This window comes from Haloterrigena salifodinae, from assembly GCF_003977755.1.
Taxonomy (GTDB): Archaea; Halobacteriota; Halobacteria; order Halobacteriales; family Natrialbaceae; genus Haloterrigena; species Haloterrigena salifodinae.
This window is the reverse complement of the sequence record NZ_RQWN01000001.1, coordinates 1,552,119-1,572,417: the sequence shown is the minus strand read 5'-3', so window position 1 is coordinate 1,572,417 and position 20,299 is coordinate 1,552,119. Positions and strand designations below refer to the sequence as shown.

General features: G+C 62.2%; 23 protein-coding genes and 1 pseudogene. 15 read left to right on the top strand and 9 right to left on the bottom strand.

The window, feature by feature from the left end; translation table 11 throughout:
- Positions 1 to 37: 37 nt before the first annotated feature.
- The 3 genes from EH209_RS07830 to EH209_RS07820 are packed head-to-tail and all read right to left on the bottom strand — an operon-like array spanning position 38 to position 1,570.
- Complete coding sequence (locus EH209_RS07830; protein WP_126662314.1) at positions 38 to 739, bottom strand: DUF2270 domain-containing protein; 702 nt, start codon at positions 737 to 739, stop codon at positions 38 to 40.
- Positions 739 to 1,323, bottom strand: a complete 585-nt coding sequence (locus tag EH209_RS07825; RefSeq protein ID WP_126662313.1) for a DsrE/DsrF/DrsH-like family protein — start codon at positions 1,321 to 1,323, stop codon at positions 739 to 741. Before EH209_RS07825 ends, EH209_RS07830 begins: the two co-directional genes overlap by 1 nt.
- Positions 1,324 to 1,327: 4 nt before the next feature.
- Positions 1,328 to 1,570, bottom strand: a complete 243-nt coding sequence (locus EH209_RS07820; protein WP_126662312.1) for a sulfurtransferase TusA family protein — start codon at positions 1,568 to 1,570, stop codon at positions 1,328 to 1,330.
- A gap of 206 nt (positions 1,571 to 1,776) precedes the next feature.
- Between EH209_RS07820 and EH209_RS07815 the strand changes: the two genes are divergently transcribed.
- Genes EH209_RS07815 through EH209_RS07805 form a run of 3 tightly spaced genes read left to right on the top strand, consistent with a single transcriptional unit; the run spans position 1,777 to position 3,921 of the window.
- A complete protein-coding gene (locus EH209_RS07815; RefSeq protein ID WP_126662311.1) occupies positions 1,777 to 2,958 on the top strand; it encodes an MBL fold metallo-hydrolase in 1,182 nt (393 codons plus the stop codon).
- Between the two features lies 1 nt (position 2,959).
- A complete protein-coding gene (locus EH209_RS07810; RefSeq protein ID WP_126662310.1) occupies positions 2,960 to 3,454 on the top strand; it encodes a YeeE/YedE family protein in 495 nt (164 codons plus the stop codon).
- Entirely contained in the window at positions 3,451 to 3,921 is a 471-nt protein-coding gene (locus tag EH209_RS07805) for a YeeE/YedE family protein (RefSeq protein ID WP_126662309.1), read from the top strand. The genes EH209_RS07810 and EH209_RS07805 overlap by 4 nt, the downstream gene beginning before the upstream one ends.
- A 281-nt stretch (positions 3,922 to 4,202) precedes the next feature.
- On the opposite strand, the gene EH209_RS07800 is transcribed toward EH209_RS07805, so the two are convergent.
- Together EH209_RS07800 and EH209_RS07795 are read right to left on the bottom strand one after the other, a co-directional pair.
- Complete coding sequence (locus tag EH209_RS07800; RefSeq protein WP_126662308.1) at positions 4,203 to 4,643, bottom strand: response regulator; 441 nt, start codon at positions 4,641 to 4,643, stop codon at positions 4,203 to 4,205.
- Positions 4,644 to 4,722: 79 nt separating this feature from the next.
- Positions 4,723 to 5,382, bottom strand: coding sequence for a helix-turn-helix domain-containing protein (locus EH209_RS07795; RefSeq protein ID WP_126662549.1), 660 nt, complete (start codon positions 5,380 to 5,382; stop codon positions 4,723 to 4,725).
- Positions 5,383 to 5,671: 289 nt separating this feature from the next.
- On the opposite strand from EH209_RS07795, the gene EH209_RS07790 reads away from it, so the two are divergent.
- Entirely contained in the window at positions 5,672 to 6,076 is a 405-nt protein-coding gene (locus EH209_RS07790) for a helix-turn-helix domain-containing protein (protein ID WP_126662307.1), read from the top strand.
- Between the two features lie 5 nt (positions 6,077 to 6,081).
- Here EH209_RS07790 and EH209_RS07785 read toward each other — a convergent pair.
- Positions 6,082 to 6,521 (bottom strand): annotated as a pseudogene (locus EH209_RS07785) (class I SAM-dependent methyltransferase).
- A gap of 315 nt (positions 6,522 to 6,836) precedes the next feature.
- On the opposite strand from EH209_RS07785, the gene EH209_RS07780 reads away from it, so the two are divergent.
- The 3 genes from EH209_RS07780 to EH209_RS07770 all read left to right on the top strand — a co-directional run bounded on the left by EH209_RS07780 (position 6,837) and on the right by EH209_RS07770 (position 10,930).
- Positions 6,837 to 7,961 (top strand): MBL fold metallo-hydrolase, encoded by a 1,125-nt coding sequence (locus tag EH209_RS07780; protein WP_126662306.1) that lies wholly within the window; start codon positions 6,837 to 6,839, stop codon positions 7,959 to 7,961.
- Between the two features lie 114 nt (positions 7,962 to 8,075).
- Complete coding sequence (locus EH209_RS07775) at positions 8,076 to 9,365, top strand: MFS transporter (protein ID WP_126662305.1); 1,290 nt, start codon at positions 8,076 to 8,078, stop codon at positions 9,363 to 9,365.
- A gap of 314 nt (positions 9,366 to 9,679) precedes the next feature.
- Positions 9,680 to 10,930, top strand: a complete 1,251-nt coding sequence (locus tag EH209_RS07770) for an MBL fold metallo-hydrolase (protein WP_126662548.1) — start codon at positions 9,680 to 9,682, stop codon at positions 10,928 to 10,930.
- A gap of 38 nt (positions 10,931 to 10,968) precedes the next feature.
- On the opposite strand, the gene EH209_RS07765 is transcribed toward EH209_RS07770, so the two are convergent.
- Positions 10,969 to 11,475: a TIGR03668 family PPOX class F420-dependent oxidoreductase gene (locus EH209_RS07765; protein ID WP_126662304.1), complete on the bottom strand. Its 507-nt coding sequence runs from the start codon at positions 11,473 to 11,475 to the stop codon at positions 10,969 to 10,971.
- Positions 11,476 to 11,588: 113 nt separating this feature from the next.
- Here EH209_RS07765 and EH209_RS07760 point away from each other — a divergent pair, with 113 nt between their 5' ends.
- Positions 11,589 to 12,803: an MFS transporter gene (locus EH209_RS07760; RefSeq protein WP_126662303.1), complete on the top strand. Its 1,215-nt coding sequence runs from the start codon at positions 11,589 to 11,591 to the stop codon at positions 12,801 to 12,803.
- A 10-nt stretch (positions 12,804 to 12,813) separates the two neighbouring features.
- Here EH209_RS07760 and EH209_RS07755 read toward each other — a convergent pair whose 3' ends face one another.
- On the bottom strand, positions 12,814 to 13,338 hold the full coding sequence (locus EH209_RS07755; protein ID WP_126662302.1) for a cupin domain-containing protein: 525 nt from the start codon (positions 13,336 to 13,338) through the stop codon (positions 12,814 to 12,816).
- A gap of 98 nt (positions 13,339 to 13,436) precedes the next feature.
- On the opposite strand from EH209_RS07755, the gene EH209_RS07750 reads away from it, so the two are divergent.
- From EH209_RS07750 to EH209_RS07735, 4 genes are all read left to right on the top strand, one after another.
- Positions 13,437 to 14,225, top strand: a complete 789-nt coding sequence (locus tag EH209_RS07750; RefSeq protein WP_126662301.1) for an HpcH/HpaI aldolase family protein — start codon at positions 13,437 to 13,439, stop codon at positions 14,223 to 14,225.
- A gap of 2 nt (positions 14,226 to 14,227) precedes the next feature.
- The gene (locus EH209_RS07745; RefSeq protein WP_126662300.1) at positions 14,228 to 14,965 is read left to right on the top strand and encodes an SRPBCC family protein; all 738 of its coding nucleotides are present in this window, start codon (positions 14,228 to 14,230) and stop codon (positions 14,963 to 14,965) included.
- A gap of 11 nt (positions 14,966 to 14,976) precedes the next feature.
- Positions 14,977 to 16,143 (top strand): zinc-dependent alcohol dehydrogenase, encoded by a 1,167-nt coding sequence (locus tag EH209_RS07740; RefSeq protein ID WP_126662547.1) that lies wholly within the window; start codon positions 14,977 to 14,979, stop codon positions 16,141 to 16,143.
- An 83-nt stretch (positions 16,144 to 16,226) separates the two neighbouring features.
- Complete coding sequence (locus EH209_RS07735) at positions 16,227 to 17,690, top strand: lipase maturation factor family protein (protein ID WP_126662299.1); 1,464 nt, start codon at positions 16,227 to 16,229, stop codon at positions 17,688 to 17,690.
- A gap of 59 nt (positions 17,691 to 17,749) precedes the next feature.
- Here the strand turns inward: EH209_RS07735 and EH209_RS07730 are convergent, their stop codons facing one another.
- Positions 17,750 to 18,145: a thiol-disulfide oxidoreductase DCC family protein gene (locus tag EH209_RS07730; protein ID WP_126662298.1), complete on the bottom strand. Its 396-nt coding sequence runs from the start codon at positions 18,143 to 18,145 to the stop codon at positions 17,750 to 17,752.
- Between the two features lie 117 nt (positions 18,146 to 18,262).
- Here EH209_RS07730 and EH209_RS07725 point away from each other — a divergent pair, with 117 nt between their 5' ends.
- The 3 genes from EH209_RS07725 (at position 18,263) to EH209_RS07715 (ending at position 20,288) form a co-directional block, all read left to right on the top strand.
- On the top strand, positions 18,263 to 18,451 hold the full coding sequence (locus tag EH209_RS07725) for a hypothetical protein (RefSeq protein WP_126662297.1): 189 nt from the start codon (positions 18,263 to 18,265) through the stop codon (positions 18,449 to 18,451).
- A 183-nt stretch (positions 18,452 to 18,634) separates the two neighbouring features.
- Positions 18,635 to 19,882 carry a hypothetical protein gene (locus EH209_RS07720; RefSeq protein ID WP_126662296.1) on the top strand — a complete coding sequence of 416 codons (1,248 nt, stop codon included), beginning with the start codon at positions 18,635 to 18,637 and terminating at the stop codon, positions 19,880 to 19,882.
- A gap of 52 nt (positions 19,883 to 19,934) precedes the next feature.
- Complete coding sequence (locus EH209_RS07715; RefSeq protein WP_126662295.1) at positions 19,935 to 20,288, top strand: hypothetical protein; 354 nt, start codon at positions 19,935 to 19,937, stop codon at positions 20,286 to 20,288.
- Positions 20,289 to 20,299 lie beyond the last annotated feature (11 nt).

Genomic DNA, 20,299 nt, shown 5'->3' with positions numbered 1-20,299 from the left:
CGGAAACGAAGATCCGCTAGCAGTTGCTGCTTGAGTCTCATTTTTCACGCAGATTTTCAGAACGCAGTTCGCCCTTTGCGTGCCACGTTCGAGGGCGAACAGCAGTAATAGCTGCACCGAGATAGAACAGTGTCACAAGTCCTACCACGATCGACCCGGGAATCATCCCGATCGCTGCACTTGTCACCCACGGCTCTGGAGAGAAGGCGGTGATACGCACGAGCCACGCAGCGAGTAACACGGTGAAAAGCGGCAGGTACACCCGTCGGAGACGGTGAGCTATCGCTTCCTCCGTGCTGATCTTGATCGTCGGTTCCCGGTAATCCAGACTCAGCGTTTCACGCCAGTCGGGATCAGGTAATCCAGCGGAGGGGTCGAGGCCGTATGCGAAGACGTTTTCTTGCAACTTCCTGACTCTGCTTCGCCAGATGTCGTATCCCCGATACCGACGAGCCTCGATCAGCAGGAATACCGAGAGCGTGGCCACACCGATGAGAATGATATAGTGTGGAATACTGGGCCGTGAGAACGCCCATGTGAGGATCGCGGAGATGACGAGAACTGCCCAGTTCGTCGTCCGATCGAGGCGCTCTCGCCAGAATTTCATGCGGTGAATCTCGCCCCGATAGAGGTGAGCAGTCGCTGAACTAGGCCCCATATCCTCCTCGAGAAGGCCTTCTCCCAGTTCCCGCTGCTCTGCGTCGCTGGGATCGATCTCTTTCGCTGAGGGTCGTGACATTAAATGAGGAGTTGAATGTCGGATTCAGTCATGTCCTGAATCGCCGTCGCTGCCCCGACACCGACGGTGACACCGTTGTAGAAGTCGTTTTCGTCGTAGTCCATCAGATCGATCGTCATCTGACAGGCCTGGAACTCGACACCCATCTCCAGGGAGGTGTCGATGAGTTCCTCGATCGTCGCCGTGTCGTTGTCCTCGATCTGTCGTTCCATCAGTTTCGTTGTCACGCGATCCATACCCGGAAGCGCCGCGATCGCGTTTGGGACCTGCATATTGGGATTGCCGACGGAACTCAGCTTCAGGTTCTTCGACTGCTCCTCGTGGAGGATGTCCAGCCCCCAAAACGTGTGGAAGACCGTCACCTCGTAGCCAAACGCGGCGGCGGTACTTGCGAGGATGAGCGGCGGGTACGCCATATCGAGTGTCCCCTTCGTCGCGATGATCGACATCTTCGGCTGTTCATCGCCGCTCTCGGACTCAACATCGCTAAGCCGGTCCTCGAGTTCCGTAATTCGCTCCTCGAGTTCTGCTCGACTCAGCGGTTCGTCGTCAGCGGTGGGCGTCTGTGGGGTGTCCGTACGCATTCTCTTACTCCGTCTTGCGAACGTAGTGGGTGAAGACGTCGTCACCCTCATCCTGGTCGACGAGCTCCACACCCTCGGTCGTCTCCGCCCAACCAGCGATGTCACTCATACTCCCGGGGTCAGTTGCCAAGACTTCCAGAACCTCGCCTGCCCCGAGTCCGTCGATGTTCTGCTTCGTCTTGACGACCGGCATCGGGCAATTCTGTCCCTTCACGTCGAGCGTCTCGGTGATTTCGTACTCAGTCATGATATTGACTACACCACCCAATACTGATGGCCACAATAAAAATGTGTCGGCAGTGGCCCATATGTTGGGCATTACTACAAGACTATACAGACACAATACTGGCCGAAATACGGCATTTCGGCCCCATTATCCAAATATAGTATTGTGCGAATATAGAATTACTATGCAAAGCCTTATTGACGAGCCGTTAGTAGAGGGGGATAACGATGAGCGAAGAAGACCGTCCCGGCACTGAGGAAAACGTCGAATCGATCACACCGAAACAACTGAAAGAGCGGATTGACAGCGGCGAGAACGTCTTTATCCTCGACGCGCGCTCGGAAGGTGACTTCGACGAGTGGCATATCGAGGGCGAGACCGTCGAGATCGTGAATTACCCCTATTTCCAGCTGCTCGACGGGATTCCGCGGGACCTTCTCGCAGCGCTTCCCGAAGAACAGAAGATCACAGTCCTGTGTGCGAAGGGCGGTTCCAGCGAGATGGTGGCCGAAAACCTGGAGGAGGAGGGATACGACGTCAACCACCTCGAACGCGGAATGAAGGGCTGGGCGCGTATCTACGAATACACTGAACTCAACGTCGACATCGACGCGACGATTGCACAGTACCAGCGTCCGTCCAGCGGGTGTCTCGCGTACCTCGTCGTCTCGAACGGTGAAGCCGCAGTCATCGACCCGCTACGGGCGTTCACTGACGACTATATCCAGGACGTTCGAAATCTCGGTGCAGAACTCTCGTACGCGATCGACACGCACGTTCACGCAGATCATATCTCTGGAATACGGGCGGTCGCCGAGCAGACAGAGGCAACTGCGATCATGCCCGAAGCGGCTGCGGCGCGCGGCGTCGAGTACGACCGCCAGTACGAAACCATCGAAGACGGGGACGCGCTCACAGTCGGCGACATCGAGATCGACGTGTATCACACGCCCGGCCACACGACGGGAATGACCGCATACAAGGTTGGGAACGTCCTGTTTACCGGGGACGGACTGTTCACCGAAAGCGTCGCACGCCCTGACCTCGAAGATCCCGACGCAGCTCGAGACACCGCGAGGACGCTCTACGAATCGCTCACCGAGAAAGTGTTGACGCATTCTGACGATACGATCATCGCACCTGCACACTTCAGCGATTCCGCAACGCCGAACGAGGACGGCACGTACACCGCTGTACTCGGTGAACTGCGAGGCACGATGGACGCACTGTCGATGGACGAAGCGTCATTCGTCGAGTTCATCGTCTCGGACATGCCGCCGCGACCCGCAAACTACGAAGAAATCATCGCCACCAACCTCGGTCGGGAATCGCCCGACGACGAAGAAGCGTTCGAGCTCGAACTCGGACCGAACAACTGTGCGGCGAGCGAGGAGGCGCTAACGAACTAAGATGAGCGAACTTACACCACTGCTCGCGCTCGGTGAATTCTTCCCGCGAGGGGTCCTCCCGTATCTCCTCGGTGGACTGCTCGTCGGGCTCGGCGCCGCAGTCATCTACCTCGCCACAGGGATCATTGCCGGTGCGAGCACGTTCCTCGAGTCGACGCTGTCGTACGTCTCCGACGTGCCCCGGTTCAACCGGTTCAAGTACGTCCAGTCGCGAGACTGGCGACTCGTATTCACAGCGGGCATCGTCAGCGGTGCCGCCGTGTACGCAGTCCTCTTCCAGGGCGGGATCTGGACGACGGAGGTCCAGTGGTGGCGGCTCCTTGGCGGCGGCGTCCTCGTCGGCGTCGGGACGCGCCTCGGCAAAGGGTGCACGTCTGGCCACGGCGTCTGCGGTGTCGGTTCGCTCTCGAACACCTCCTTCGTGAACGTGGCGACGTTCCTCGCTTTCGCGATCGGGACGGCCCAGCTCGTACAGGCAATGGGGGTGGCACCATGAGCGGTACCCACCGTAGCCCGCTGTTCATGCCGATAATCTACGTGGGCGGGCTGATCTTCGGCTTCGGCCTCGCGATCAGCGGCATGGCTCGCCCTGAGGTCGTACTGGACTTCCTCCAGTTCGAGGACTTTGGCCTCTTGTTCGTCATGGGTGGTGCAGCCATCGTGACCGGGATCACGTTCGCCGTCGCCACCGGGTATCTCGATCGGGCGCCGTTGACGGCCAGCGAGTACACGCGCCGAGTGAAAGAATTCGACCGCAACGTCGTCGTCGGCGGGGCGATCTTTGGTGTCGGCTGGGGTCTCTCGGGAATCTGTCCAGGGGCTGCCTACGCGAGCGTCGGTATCGGTAACTATCCGATCCTGTGGGCGGTCGTCGGGATGTTCATCGGCGCGTACGCACAGGGCTACTGGCGAGCGCTTCGCTCGAGCACGACCGACGACGTGACCGAAACCGCTTCCAGCTAACTATCGATGCTCCCACAGAATCACCTGATATTGGGTGATCAGAGAACGGAGTGACTCGCTCGGTATTGAGTCGTTTGATACCAGTAGTTGGTAATACGGTTTCTGTATTCAGAATTAGGGTCGAAACTCACGTTCAGTATCGGCGAGAGAGGTACCAGCAGAGCCGTCGATCTATCCGATGGCTGCCAAGAATCGCGTGCTGCATATAGAGAATCAGCTCAGCACGACGGCTTCGTTTGTTTCGCTACGAAACATCTGTGCCAGCCGCTCAGTAGACCTGCTTATTGACTTGGAGCTATCGAACAAATGATTTCGATGTATCCGTCGGGATCGGTCGGTTTTTCCTTCATTAACTCCGCTTTCGTCGAGGGCAGATGGTCGGTCTCCAACTTCGCTTTTGATCCAGTTAGTATCACTATCGGGATATGAGAGCAATCATCCTCGATAGCCGTTAATACTTCTCTCCCAGTCGTTCGTTGGAGATTCCAGTCGAGAAACACGAGGTCGGGTTCGAGTGCATCTGTGTACTCTCCTCGCTGGTGAATGAAATCCACACCTGCAGCACTCGTCGAGACACTATGGACTGTCACATCGAGTGAGGAATTGTTGATCGCCTCCTCGACGAAGCGAATATCAGCCGGGTTATCCTCCACAAGCAGGAGATCATTTACTCTACCCAGAGAGTCAGAATAGTTTGGTGTTTTCACAGTTTGATCTCCCATTCTACGTCTGAATGTAGCCTTCTTGACCGGGAAACACTGTCAGCGCTACTTTTTATTATACAACGGCCTTTTATACGGTTTATTGACTCGAATTCTCCGTACCGAGAAGGGTGCTTCCGAGGATGTTTTTCATCCCACGGCGGAGTCGAGATCCGACGGCTTGCTGAGAAATTCCGAGTTTGTCGCCGAGTTCTTTCATCGTTATCTTACGCGGGGATTCAAAGTACCCACGCTCGTAAGCGAGTGCCAGTGCATCTTGTTGCGTCTCAGTGAGTGCTGCCTCGGTTTCGGTCTCAACCGGCGTCATTGCGTGCAATTCCGTCAGCGTGACCGGAATTTCGACCTCTCGACAGCGAGAATGAAAGGTTGCAATATCGCTTCGCGTGTCCCCGCGAATGTCGAATGTCCACTGTTGGTTCGTGCCGGTCGCTTTGATGAGCGGGATGTCTGTCTCGGTCAGTACGCTTAGCACATCGTTGTATTCGAGTGACCACTCGACACGCAGTAGATACTCATCCTCGACGAAATCGACGAGTTGGATTTGCTTTATGCCCGGGTGGTCAGAAAACGCTCCCTCAATGTCCTCAACTTCCGTTCCTCGAACCCAGAAGTAGGGGATCACCACGTCACGCGACGGAATCAGTCGCTCTAGTTCGACCGTCACGTCCGGCAGTTGTGCGAACACGGTTCCGAGGGGGAATTGATTGGATGGAACGGTAAAGGTAGCCTCAGTAGCCATCATTCGAACGATGTCGCGTTGGCTGTAAAAACCCCCTATAGAGCAATGTGCCAGTGACGAACGACTTCGCCAATCCGCTCTTGATAGCTCTCGACTTGCTGACTACGCACCTTGGATTGAGCAATCACTACCTTCGCAACTCGGGCTGACCCTCGTGCCACATTCGCGCTATGTATTTCGGCAGGAGCGAATCGGAACACGGTGTCGGCTCGTGTCGTCATAGATGGTAACAGTATTGTGCTAACTATGCAAATACTTTTGAGTGACAAGCATCTAGTACCGGTAACTGATGCCTGACTCGATGAGTGAAATGCTTCGGCAGGATATGCAGTGTGAGGGCCTACTGGAGTGTTTCCACAATCTCAAAGAAATCGACAAAGACGTGTTCCAATTACTGAACGAAGCCAGCGAGCCGCTCACCGTCGACGAAATTGCAGATGAAATCGACCGTGAGCGGTCGACTGCCTACCGGTCCGTCAAGCGGTTGATGCAGGCCGGGTTCATTCAGAAAGAGCAGGTCAACTACGATCAAGGCGGGTACTATCACGTCTATCTCCCGCGAGACGCTGACGAGATCGCTCAGGAGATGCAGCGGATGCTCAACGACTGGTACGCACAAATGGGTCAGCTCATCGGCGAATTCAGCGAAAAATACGGCGACACGTCCAGTCAGCCGCCGACCGTCAAAAGCTAATCTCTCTATTCTCGAACGCCGACGAGAATGAACGTCTCAGTTCGTGTCGCTTGATGTCGAATTTTGAAGCCATGATCTTGGAGCGAGGAGGCTGTCTCTTCGGCAGCAAATCGTACGTCCAGGGGCGGACCTGTTTCTCCAAGTCCTTCGGCTGACCAGTCAGCGATAACGAGACGATCACCCGGATGAATGGCCCGTCCGAGTTCTCGCAGTGCATCTGGACCGGCGAACTCGTGATCGGTCATCGTCGAAACTGCTACGTTGAGAAAGCTGGTGTCGAACGGGAGGTCACTGATTTCTGCTGTGATGAGTTCAACGTTCTCCGGCACGCCTTTTTCACGATAGTAGTCGTGCATCGCTTCCTGTACGTCGACAGCATACACCTGCCTACGTGCGGAGCGAGATTGTCAGTATAGAAGCCCGTCCTGCTTCCAAGATCAGCCATAACCTCCCTGTCTGATGGAAAGACTCCTCAAAGGAGTTCTTCCGCAGAGAGATACCGGTAACGAGACACCGCATCTTCTAGCTTCTCAGCCTGTTCAACCTCGAATGTATGATAGCCTATAGTGCGCAGTTATGGCTAAACTATGTAAGGATTACCGTTGCTATCTCCGAAGATAAGTAAAGAAGTCATCGAATCTCTGTATGCTATCTGCTGCGTATACTCGATAAACAGTCCAAATTATAGATGTGAACGGAATCCCCTTCTGGTATTTCGACCAACGGATTTAATAGGCGCTGCTTCATAGTATTGAATGTAATGAGCAAGACTACAATCACCCCTTCGGAAGTCGCTCGACGCGTCCAAGAAGACGACACCGAGGACCGCTTCATCCTCGATGTCCGCAACGAGGACGATTACGACGAGTGGAAGATTCCCGGGAGTGAGAACATACCCGTCTACGATGAACTGCTGGACTACGATTACTCCACGCTGGAGTCGCAACTCGACGAGCTGCCGGAAAAGGAAGAAATCGTAGTCGTCTGCGTTGCCGGTGTCACGTCGGCGCGAGCCGCCGAATTCCTCCGCGAACACGGCTTCGACGCTACATCGATCGACGACGGAATGAATGGCTGGGGCCGAGTTCACCGCCAGTACGAAATTCAGGACGCCGACGGGATCGTCCAGATCGTCCGCCCCGGTACGGGATGCGTCTCGTACCTCGCCTACGACGATGGTGAAGCCATTGTCGTCGACCCGAGCCAGTACATCGACCAGTATCTCAACGCGGCAGACGAACGTGATCTCGAGATCGTGGGCGTCGCCGATACCCACGCACACGCCGACCACGTTTCGGGTGCTCGTCAGCTCGCCGGCGAACTCGACGTTCCGTACTATCTGCATAAAGACGACGCTGGCGAACTCGACAGCGTCACGGAACTCGAGGACGGTGAAACGATTGCCGTCGGGAACCGCGAACTCGACGTGATCTACACGCCTGGTCACACGCCCGGAAGCGTCTCGTTCCAGTTCGACGATGCACTCCTCTCCGGGGACACGCTGTTTCTGCGCAGCGTCGGCCGGCCTGACCTCGAGGATAGTGCCGAAGACGCGGTTCGCGAAGCGGCTGGCCAGTTGTTTGAGAGTCTGGATCAGCTGACGAATCTGGACGACGAGACTGTTGTCCTCCCGGGCCACTTCAGCGGCGAAGAGAGTCGTCCGCTCGCTACCGAACTCGGAAAGCTACGGGAGGAAACGACGAATGAACTTCTGAGTTATGTCGAAGCTAACGACGAAACGGCGTTCGTCGAAACGATCGTGGAGAGTCTCGCCGACGAGCCCGCGAACTACAACGAGATCAAGCAGATCAACTGGGGGAAGCAGCAGCCCGGTGGCGACACTGAAGCGCTCGAACTCGGCCCGAACAACTGCGCCGCCAACTAAAGTACTCGAATTGATCCGATTCTATCTCCCATCTGTGACCGCTGTAGAGACATGATCGATGGAGGGTTGGCTGACCTCGAACGTGACCAGAACCGATGTACAGCCGAGTGATCTATGAGCGAACAAACCGACCTGAAACAGGGGATTCGCGAGCACCTCGGACAGTTCTCGCTGCACGTCCTGCTGGTGTTCGCGACCGGGCTGACGATCGGCTCGGAGCGTACGGTCGTGCCGGTTCTGGGCGGGGACGTGCTCGGCGTCGAGTCGTTTTTCGTCATCGGCTCGTTCGTCATCTCGTTCGGCTTCGTCAAGGCGCTGCTCAACCTCTACGCCGGCAAGTGGGGAGAAGAGCACGGCCGCAAGCCCGTACTCGTCCTCGGTTGGCTTACCGCGCTGCCGATTCCGGTGGTCCTCGTCTACGCCCCGAGCTGGAGCTGGATCACCGTCGGGAACATTCTATTGGGGATCAATCAGGCGCTGACTTGGAGCATGGCGATTAACGCCAAGATCGACCTTGCCGGCCCCGAGCAGCGCGGGCTCGCCGTCGGTATCGACGAGGCGTTCGGCTACACCGGCGTCGCAGCGGGCGCGTGGATCACGGGCGTCATTGCAGGGCAGACGAGCCTCCGGCCCGAGCCGTTCTACTTCCTCGCAGTAGTAGTCGTCTTGGCGACGCTCATCTCGGTTTTCCTCATCAAAGAGACGGTACAGCTCGCACAGCTGGAAGGCGACGACGATCATCACGACGCGAACTTGCCGTTCAAGGACGTTCTGAAGCGCGCGACCTACGGTGACCGAACGCTGTTCGCGGCGGCGCAGGCCGGCCACATCGAGAACTTCGTCGACACGCTGTTCTGGATCGCAGTGCCACTCTATCTCACAAGTCAGGGGCTGGCAATCGAGGCTGTCGGCGTGGTCGTCGGCGTCCACAGCGCAGTGTATTTTCTCCAGGTCGGGACCGGCGGCCTCGCCGACCGCATCGGTCGACGACCGCCGGTCATCGCGGGGATGTTCCTCGCGGGGGGCGGCGTCCTCGGGATGGTGTTCGTCGATAGCTACCTCCCTTGGGTCGTCCTGTCCGGGGTCTCGGGGCTGGGGATGGCGCTGCTCTATCCGAACCTGATGACCGTCCCGAGCGACGCGGCCCATCCAACCTGGCGGTCGGCCGGGATGGGCGTCTACCGAATGTGGCGCGACGCCGGCTACGGCGTCGGCGCGATCTTGATCGGACTCTCGATGGAGTTCGTGAACGCCGAGGCCGCCTTCTACATGACCGCGATACTGATGTTCGTCTCAGGGGCTATCGTGTACCTATGGATGGAAGAGACCCATCCCGACTTTGGTACTCACGAACCCCCGGCGCCTGCGACGGAAGCGCCTGGACAACCGACACCTGAAGACTGAGCATCCGTTTTCTGCCCGTATCGAATCCCGTAGACGAATTGTTCGACGAGCTGACTGTCGGCCTTCACTGATCTGCTGTTGCTGTATCCGAGAAAGAGATACCGAACATCTTTCCAATAGTAAAACCCGTTGCGCGGGAAGACATAGTCCTCACCGATCGGACCCTCGTACGCACTGGAGACGAGGAGAACGCGCCGGAGACGCCGCAGCTGAGCGAGCGCTTGGAGTTCGAATACCATCCATGATTGCTACCGGTCAAGAAGTTCTCTGTGCGAACCGACGAAGAAAAGCGCTCGGCGAACACACTTCCAATAATGGATATTCAATTTCTCGGCGGAGCCCGCGAGATCGGCCGAAGCGCCATCCTCGTGGACGATTCTCTTCTACTCGATTTCGGGATGTTGACGGACAATCCTCCTCAGTTTCCGGTGCGAACACCAAACCCGGATGCAGTCGTTGTTTCGCACGGGCATCTCGATCATGTTGGTACGATACCGTCCCTGCTTTCCGGTGACGAACGGCCGCCGATTCATTGGACACCCCCGACGTACGAGCTAACGCTGACGCTTGCGCGAGACACGCTCAAGCTACACGGGGGATCATACAACTGCCCGTTCACTGAGAACGATCTCAAGCGCGTTACACAGGTATCGAAAACGCACGGGTATCAGGAAACCTTCGAAACGGCTGGCTATGACGTGACATTCTACAATGCAGGACACATCCCAGGAAGCGCCCACGTACTCGTTGACGATGGGGATACACGACTGCTCTACACGGGAGACTTCCACACTGACAACCAGCGTCTGGTTTCAGGGACGACTGCACGACCAGATGCTGATGTCGTCATCTGCGAGAGTACCTACTCCGATGTCGAGCATGAGGAACGATCAGTCGTGGAGGAGCGATTTGTCGAGAGTATCGAGACGACGCTTTGGGAGGGTGGGACCGTTGTCGTCCCCGCGTTCGCGATCGGACGGACCCAAGAGATGATGCTCATCTGTGATGCCTACGACATCCCCTGTTACGTCGACGGAATGGGGCAACAGGTAACCGAGATACTCCACCAGTATCCCGAGTTCGTTCGCGACGCAGATGCGTTTCGACGAGCGAAATCCCACGCGCGGTTCGTCACCGGACGAAACGGCCAGCGAAAGCGTATCACCGACCAGAAGGCAGCGATCATCACCACCAGCGGGATGCTGTCTGGTGGCCCTGCCATGACCTACATCCCCGAAATTCGGGCGAATCCGATGAACAAGATCGCGATGACCGGCTACCAGGTCGAGGGGACACCCGGGCGCGACCTCCTCGAGACCGGGAGCGCCGAGATCGACGGCCGCCGGATGCCGATCAGCGCCCGGGTCGAACAGTACGACTTCTCCGCGCACGCGGATCGGGACGGACTTCTCGAGTTCCTCGAGTCCTATCGGGACGTCGAGGTGCTGATCAACCACGGCGACCGATGCGAGGCGTTCGCCGAGGAGCTGCAGGCGGACGGATTCGATGCGTCGGCGCCCGAGCGCGGCGATGCCGTTTCGGTGTCGCCTCACTCCGCATCGTAATCTTCTGCCGCGCTGTGGTCTTTCTCTGCGCTGTCGCCTCACTCTGCGTACGCCTCGAGCGCGCCCCACGAGAGCGTCCGCTCGACGCGGATCTCGAGGACCACGCGCTCGGACAGGTCGTGATCGGCGTACTGGTCGTACTTCGCCTCGAGGGCGGCGACGGCGGCGTCGTGGCCGCTCGCGTCCGTCCGTCGTTCTGCGTCGCCCGCCTCGGCGTCCCCGTCGGGCGGGACGACGCGAGCGCGGCCCCTGGCCTGAACCCACGCGAGCCGCGACCAGTCCTCGCTGTAGTAGTCGACGAGCACGGTCGCGTGCGGGTTCGACCGTACGTCACGGACGCGCCGGAGATCGCGAGTCAACTTCGGTTTCTCGTCGATCGCCGAGACGAGTCGCGGGTCGCGATTGGAGTCGCACGCCGAATCGCCGCCGTTACCCTCGAGCACCGCGTAGCAGATCGGGACCGCGTGGGGACGACCGTCGCCGTCGGCCGTCGCCAGCGTCGCGACGCGGGCGCGCTCGAGGACGGCTCGCTCTTCGGGCGTCATACCGAACGAACGACGCCGACGGGGAAAACGGTCGGTGCCAGCCGCCATCCGAACCCGGGGCTATCCACCGCAAAAGCAAACTACTCGAGTGGCCCGACACTCACTTCGTCCGAATGGGTCGCTCGAGCGCCGGCTATCGTCGGGAGTACGGACTCGTCGCGTTCGGGGCGCTGAGCTACACCTGCCTGATGTTCGTCTGGTTCTCGCTGCCGGCGTACCTGTCGGTGATCATCGACGACGTAGGGCTCTCGAGCACGCAGGCGGGGATCCTCACGGGCGCGGTGCCGCTGACCTACATCCCGCTGGCGCTGTTCTCCGGCGTCGCCGTCGACCGGATCGGGCCCGGTCGGAGCCTCGCGGCGGGCGTGCTGATCTACGGGATCGCACAGATCGCCCGGAGTTTCGCGCCCGGCTTTCCGTCGCTGTTCGTCGTGACGCTGCTGCTCGGCGTCGGTGCCACGGCGATCACCTTCGGCCTCCCGAAACTGGTCGGCGTGTTGTTCCCGCCCGAGAGGACCGGCCGCCCGTCGGCCGTCTACCTCGTGGGCGCGTCGACGGGTTCGGCGCTCGTTTTCGCCGTCGGACGGCCGGTCCTGGGGCCGTGGCTCGGCGGCTGGCGGCCGCTGTTCTTCTGGAGCGGCGTCGTCGCCGTCGCCTACGGGCTCGTCTGGCTGGTCGTCACTCTCTGGGCGGGAATCGACGAGCGGATGGACGGCGACGGCGGCTTCTCCCTCGAGTCGATTCGCGAGGACCTTCGGCTGGTCCTTTCCCACCGCGAACTCCAGTTGGTCGTCGTCATCGGGACGATGTACCTGCTCCTGAACCACGGCCTGCAGGGGTGGCTCCCGACGCTGCTCGAGTCCCGGGGGCTCGCGGCCGGGCCGGCCGGCCAGACCACGAGCCTGCTGGTGGCGTCCTACGTCATCGGCGTGCTCACCGTCCCGGAACTGGCCGACCGGTACGGACTGCGACGGCCCGCGCTGATGGCCTGCGGCGCCGTCGCGTTCGTCGGCGTCGCCGGCGTGATCGTCGGCGGTACCGGCCCGCTGGTCCTCGTCGGCATCGTCGTCACCGGAATCGGCGTCGGCGGCATCTCGCCGCTCGTCCGCGCGATTCCGCCGGACCTCGAGGGGATCGGCGCTCGCCTGACCGGCACCGCGGTCGGCTTCATCTTCGCCGTCGGCGAGCTCGGGGGGTTCTTCGGGCCGATGCTCGTCGGGGCGTTGCGCGACGCGACCGGATCGTTCGTCCCCGGACTGACCGTCCTCGCGACCGGCGCGCTCGTCGTGGTCGCCGCGGGCGCCGCCCTTCGGAAACTGGAGCGCTGAGTTCGAGCGCTTATTCGTCCTCGAGCGCGAGCGTCGCCTCGCACTCGGGGCACTCGAAGTCGGTCTCGTCAGCCCTCGAGACCCGCATGTGATCGCACTCGCAGTCGGGACACGTGATATTCCCGCCGTCGAGTCCCGGGATCCGGGCGATGCGAACGTCTTCGCTGTCGCGCGGCGCTCCCAGCGCCAGTGCCACGACGCGATCGTCGCCGGCGTTGCGTCCCGACTGGAACTCGCCGGGGGCAAATCGGACGACCTCGTCCGCTCCGACCGTCACTTCGTCGATGCGCTCGGCCGCCTCGTCGCCGTCGTCCGCCCGAATCTCGAACGTCGCCTCCCCCTCGAGGACGACGAACACCTCCTCCTGATCCGCGTGAGCGTGGACGGAGCCGCTGAACCGCTCGCCGGGCTCGAGGACGTAGCGCGTGATCGCGAGGTGATTCGTCCCGAGGGGGTCGGCGAGGGCACGGCGATCGGTGTGGAGGTCCTCGTCGTACGGATCGGAGTCGACGTCGTCGATTGCGAGGTGTCGCATGGGCCGCCGTTCAACGCGTCGGAACAAAACCGTTCGAGAGCGGAGCGGACTTCTAATTCAGCGCGAAGCTTTATCCATTCGGTTCGTGTCGAAGGCCTATGGCGACCTCGCCACGAACCAATCTCCTACAGCAGACGCTCGCGGACGGCGACGTCGCGCTCGGCGTCCTCGAGAACGCGTACGATCCGACGCTGGTCGAGTTCTACGGCGAACTCGGCCTCGATTTCGTCTGGATCGACCTCGAGCACGCCGGGCCGAGCCCGTTCGACGGCGACCGACTCGAAGACCTGGCTCGGGCCGCGAACGTGACGGGGACGGAACTGCTCGTCCGGTTACCCGAGCCCGACCCCGGGATGGTCCGGAAGACGCTCGACGCGGGCGTCCGGTCGCTGTTCGTCTCGCGGATCGAATCCGCAGACGAGGTGCGCCGCGCCGTCGAGGCCTCGCAGTTCGAGTACGACGGCGACCCCGGCAAGCGCGGCTTCGCGAGCCCCCGGGCGAGTCGGTGGGGGACGACCGACGACTACGCCGGCACCGAGGACGAGGAGATCGTCGTCGGCGTGACGATCGAGAACCCGACCGCGATCGACAACATCGACGAAATCCTCGAGGTCCCGGGACTTGGCTTCGTCTTCGCCGGTCCGCTGGACCTCGCGGTGTCGCTCGGCCACCCCGGCGAGCCGACTCACGACGAGGTCGAGGAACACGTCGAACAGATCCGCGAGGCGGCCCTCGAGGCTGGGGTTCCGCTGGGCGGGCTCGGCTTCGGAATGGACGACGTCAACGAGAAGGCCGGGTCCGGTTACCAGATCCTCAATCTGGGGAGTACGACCGGGGCGCTGGGCGGCGCCGTGCGCTCGTGGCTGAACGAATACGGAGATACCTGATCATGTCCGAACACTCGTTCGAGTCGGCGGCCGAAGCGGTATCGAACTCGATGTACCCGGGAGCGTCCGCGGGAGCGGAACCGAACCGATCCCGGTGGAAACGAGTGGGAACCGTCGCCCTCGGCGGTGCCCTCGTCGCGTTCGGGCTCCGGCGCCGTTCGCTGGGCGGAACGGTGATCGCGCTCGTCGGCGGCGCACTCTCCTACCGGACGCTCAGCGACTATCTGACCGACGCTGGCGAGATGGAGCCGGTCGAACGCTCCATCACGATCGACAAACCGGCGGACGAACTGTCCGACCTCGCGCGCGACCCCGAGAGCTTAGAGCGCATCGTCGGCCACTTCGCCGACGTCTCTGCGGTCGGTGACGACCGCTACCGGTGGAGCGCGGGCGGTCCGCTCGCCCGAGAGCTGTCGTGGGAGATGGAGAGTACGGCCGACGAATCCGGCGAGCGGCTCCGCTGGGAGACGGTCGACGACGACTCGATGGGCGCGCTGTTCGACGCCTGGTCGCTGTCGTTCGACTCGGCGCCGGGCGACCGCGGGACGAAGGTAACGCTCGAGGTTCGCTTCGATCCGCCGGGCGGGACGGCCGGCAGCGCGGCCGTGGAGCGACTCGACGTCGTCCCCGAATCGCTCGTCGGGACGGCGCTGGACCGCTTCAAGAGTCTCGCGGAGACGGGCACGGTGCCGACGACCGAACACAGACCGTCCGCTCGCGGACGGGGTGATCTGCTATGACCGAGGAAACGATGCGAGCGCTCACGTGGCACGGCGAAAAGGACGTTCGAGTCAGCGAGGTTCCCCGGCCCGAGATCGTGGAGCCGACCGACGCGATCGTCGAGATCACGGCCACCGCGATCTGCGGCTCCGATCTCCACCTCTACAACGACAGGATGCCCGGGATGCGCGAGGGCGACGTCCTCGGCCACGAGCCGATGGGTGAAGTGATCGAGGTCGGCGACGAGGTCGAGAGCCTCGAGGTCGGCGACCGGGTCGTCGTCCCCTTCACGATCAGTTGCGGCTCCTGTTGGTTCTGCGAGGAGGACCTCTACTCGCTGTGTGACAACTCGAACCCCAACGCCGAGATGGCCCGCAAGATGATGGGCCAGTCGCCCGCGGGGCTGTTCGGCTACTCTCACCTGTTGGGCGGCTACGCCGGGGGCCAGGCGGAGTACCTGCGGGTTCCCTACGCCGACGTCGGCCCGATCAAAATCGAGTCGGACGTCTCCGACGAGGAAGTGCTGTTCCTCTCCGACGTCTTCCCGACGGGCTACATGGCCGCCGAGAACGCCGACATCGAACCCGAGGACACCGTCGCCGTCTGGGGCTGTGGCCCGGTCGGCCAGTTCGCCATCCAGAGCGCACAGATGATGGGCGCGAACCAGGTGATCGCCATCGACCGCGTGCCCGAACGCCTCGAGATGGCGGGCGAACACGGCGACGCGGAGACGATCAACTACGAGCACGCGGATGTCTACGACCGCCTGATGTCGATGACCGGCGGCCGCGGCCCGGACCGCTGTATCGACGCGGTCGGAACGGAGGCCCACGGGACGGGTCTCGACGGCGTCTCCGACCGCGTCAAGGAGGGCGCGAAGCTGCAGGATGACCGCCCGTACGTGCTCCGCGAGGCCATCAAGTGCTGCCGCAAGGGCGGCACCCTCTCGGTGCCCGGCGTCTACCTCGGGCGCGCGAATGTCCCCTTCGGCCCGCTGATGAACAAGGCGCTAACGGTCAAGACGGGACAGACGCACATGCAGCGCTATCTCGATCCGCTGCTGGGGAAAATCGAGGAGGACGAGATCGATCCCTCCTTTATCATCTCCCATCAGGTCGGCCTCGAGGACGGGCCGGAGATGTACCAGACGTTCAACGACAAGGAGGACGACTGTATCAAGGTCGTCATGACGCCGTAGCAGAGGGCGGCGATCCGTTCGTGCCCGTCCGTTCGGCGCGGAACGCGTCACTCCTTTGGCGCTTCGCGGACTGAGGGCCGACTATGTTCCACGGCGAGGAGTTCTGGCTCGTTCGCTTCCTCTTCCAGCGAGGGCTGGCGTTGCTGTATCTGCTGGCGTTTCTCGTCGCCGCGTTCCAGTTCCGACCGCTTGCCGGCGAGGACGGTCTGTTACCACTCGAGTGGTACGCCGAGGGCGCCGACTTCCGGGAGCGGCCGAGTCTCTTCTACTTCGTCCCAAGCGATCGGGCGATCGCCGTCGTCGCGTGGGCCGGCGTCGTCCTCTCGGCGCTGGCGCTGGTCGGGTTGCCATACTGGCTGCCAGAGCCGTACCCGACGCCGGTCTCGATGGTGCTCTGGGCTATCGTGTGGCTGCTCTACCAATCGTTCGTCAACGCCGGGCAGACCTTCTACGGCTACGGCTGGGAGTCGATGCTGCTCGAGACGGGCTTTCTCGCGATCTTCATCGGCGCCGGAGCAGTGGCACCGCCGTTCGTCATCCTTCTGCTCCTGCAGTGGGTGCTCTTCCGCAACATGTTCGGCGCGGGGCTGATCAAACTCCGCGGGGACGACTGCTGGCGCGACCTCTCCAGCATGGACTACCACTACGAGACCCAGCCGATTCCGAACCCGCTGAGCTGGTTCTCCCACCACCTCCCGGATCGGTTCCACCGGTTCGAGACGTTCGGGAATCACGTCGTCGAACTGCTGATTCCGTTCCTCTACTTCGCGCCCCAGCCGGCCTCGTCGCTGGCCGGTGCGGCGACGATCGGCTTCATGGGCTGGCTGATGCTCACCGGCAACTTCGCGTGGCTGAACGCGCTGACGATCGTGCTGGCGATCGCGACGTTCAGCGACGGCGCCCTCGAGTGGGCGCTGCCCGTGACGGCGCCCGAGACCGTCGCGACGCCGCTCTACCTCGAGGGCGCGGCGATCCTGGTCGCGATCACCGTGATCGCGATGAGCATCCGGCCGATCGAGAACATGCTCTCGGAGAGCCAGACGATGAACACGGCCTACGATCCGCTCCACCTCGTCAACACCTACGGCGCGTTCGGCTCGGTCACGCGAGATCGCTACGAGATCGTCATCGAGGGCACCAGCGACGAGGAAATAACTGAGGAGACTGAGTGGGAGCCTTACCGATTCAAGGGGAAGCCGACCGACCTCGAGCGGCGGCCGCCCCAGATCGCGCCCTACCACCTCCGGCTGGACTGGCAGCTGTGGTTCGCTGCCATGGCGCCCTCGCCGCGTCGCCACCCGTGGTTCCACCGGTTGCTGGCGAAACTGCTCGAGGAGGACGGCGAAACGCGGACGTTACTGGCCGCGGACCCCTTCGCCGGGCGCAAGGAGTCGCCGACGCATATTCGCGCGGTCCGGTACCGGTATCGGTTCACGACGCCCGAGGAGCGCGACGAGACCGGCCGGTGGTGGGAACGCGAGCGCGTCGGCACCTACGTCGCGCCCGCGTCGCTCGAGGAACTGCGGCTCCGCGGGCCGGGGCTGTGAGCGGCGGGACTCCATGGGGGCCGAAACCGAAGTTCCCGCTCGAGCGTCCGGCGGCCGGCTTACCGCTCGTCGTCCGACTGCTGGCGCGCCGGCGGCGTTTTCGACAGTAACTGGCCCCACTTGTCGCGGTTGTCCGCCACCTGCCGGTAGCCCCATTCGCGGATCCGCGCGTAGTCCTCGAAGTTCCGAAGGAATCCGAGGGTCTCGTCGACGGGGCCGCCGCTGTCGTACCGGCGCAGCGCCTCCTCGATCGACGCCCCGCAGGAGTAGACGCGGGTTTCGGTCACGAGATGGGAGCACTCCTCGTAGTACTCGGGCAACCGCTCGCGGAGTTCGGGGTGGTCCGGCAGGTCGCTAAAGCCCACGATGCGGAGGTCCGTCCGCTCGTCGAAGTAGTCGGCCCACCAGGTACAGAAGCCACAGTCGTCGTCGTAGACGAGGGTCGGCTCGAGCATGGCTAGGGGTACGGGCTCGAGACACAAACCGCTGACTCGGGTTCGCCGCCGGGACGGCACTCGAGGCGGGGCCGTCGAACGGCCGGATACTTGGGTCCGGGCGGTAAAACGGGATGTATGGAGCGGTTCGTCCGACTGATCGTCGCCGGCGGCCTCGTCCTCGTCGGCGCGCTCTGGCTCGTCGACCTGTTCGCGTGGGGCTCGCCGCAGTGGCTCGTCGGCGTCGCGCTCTCGATTCTGGGGTTCGTCGGCGTTATGGCCGGGATCTTCAGCGAACTCGAGTCCGGTGCGTTCAGCGTCGAGTAGCATCGAACGTGGGTACGTTTGCGGGAACGCCTCGAAAGCCCCTGAGCCGCTCGGCTAGCGGCCGAGCGGCTCAGCCCCTTTCAGCCCCGCCCGGCGGTGGATCCCCGAGTCGGCAGTACCATCGCGGCTGTCGACCAGTCGCTCCGCCGGAACATTATTGACGGCAGTGACGAATCGTGATCCATGAGTAGCGCGGCCGGATCCCTCTCCGAACCGCAGGTGCTGGCCCACACCAAGCGGCGGCTCTTTCCGACCGAGGGCGGCGCGGAGCGCTCGTACGTCGTGGCCGACACGCAGTTCTCGCAGGACGAGTGGCTGCCCGGCCGCCCCATCGAGCCGGCGATCCGGGACCGGTTGGCGCCGTTCAACCACGTGCGGATCGGCGGCGGCTACCCGGATCTCGTGGGCGTTCGCGACCTCGAGTCGGACCTGCTCGCGGTCGAACGGCTGGGCGAGGAACCGCCGCTGATCGCCATCGAGGCGAAGGGGTACGCCAGCGGCGGCGTGGACACGCAACGCGGCATCGTACAGGCCTACGATCGACTCCACGAGGCCAACGCGGCGTACCTCGCGGCGCCGGCGGCGGCGATCTCGGAAACCGATCGGACGCTGGCCCGGGAGCTGAACGTCGGCGTGCTTGGCGTCGACGCCGCTGGCGACGTCGAGGCACTTGAGGTGCCCCGAATCGTCGGTAATCGGACCTCGAGCGAGGCGACGGCGCTGCGGTTCCAGGCCGGCGCGCAGGGCATAGCGAACAAGTCGTTCGGGTTGAACCATCCGAAGAACTACCTTGGCTATCCGCTGGCCCACTACGCCGACGGCGACACGGCGACCCTGCTGTCGGAGTACGAGGTCGTCGGCGCCGTCGACAGCGCCAGACAGGGAGCCGCGTTCCTGGGACTGATCGAGGACGGGCCGCGTGGCGTCGAACTAACCTCGCTCGGTCAGGAGGTGGTGCGATTCGCGACGGGACGGTGTGGCTCCGTGGAGGCAGCCCTCGCGGAGTTCGAGGACTGGTACCGATCGCGAAAACGGTTCGTCGACCTCGCGCCCGACTGGGGGCAACTCGCTCGCCGCGTCGTCTTCGAGTATCCGGCGACCGAGTTGCTCGTCGCGGAACTCCAGGCCATGCACGACGATTGGCAACCCGAGCCGTCGCTCGTCGATTTCCTCACATACCTGCACGAAGTGCAGCCGACGTTCGCGGTGGAGCTGTTCCTCCGCGGGGACGACGACGTTCGCCGGCGGGCGCTGACCGAGGACGGCAAGTTGCGACGCGAGGCGCTCGCGGACGGCACCGTCTACCACGCGCCGACCGTCTTCCAGCTGAAAGCGATGCTGTACCACACTGGGATCCTGACCGAACGCGGCGCCGAACCGCATCGCCTCGAGCCCCGCGACGACGTCTGGGCGCTTCGCGAACCGGTCTAAACGCGAGGGGTCCTTCCCCGCCATTTTTCACCCCGTTCGGATAGTATCAATCATGACCCACGGGCTGGAGCCGACGGAGGAGTACGACGGCTCGATCACGGTGCGGCTCTTAGACGACCGGTCGGGAACCGAGGAGATCCGCTGTTCGTCCTACGAGGACGCGATCGACCGCGTCAAGGAACGCCAGCACGCGGTCACGGCGGCGAAGATCGTCGCCGGCGACGGCTCCGTCGTGTTCACCTCCGCAGACATGGACATCGACGACTGGGAGAGCGTCTGGCGACGGGAGAAACGCCGGCAGTCGGTGCAGGTCGAAGCGCACGACTGTCCGCACGACAGCGTCTCCTGTTTTCCCGACGATCTCTGCATCCGGTGTCAGATCGACAAGGTTCGAGACGGGTACTGAGCGCGGAAGAG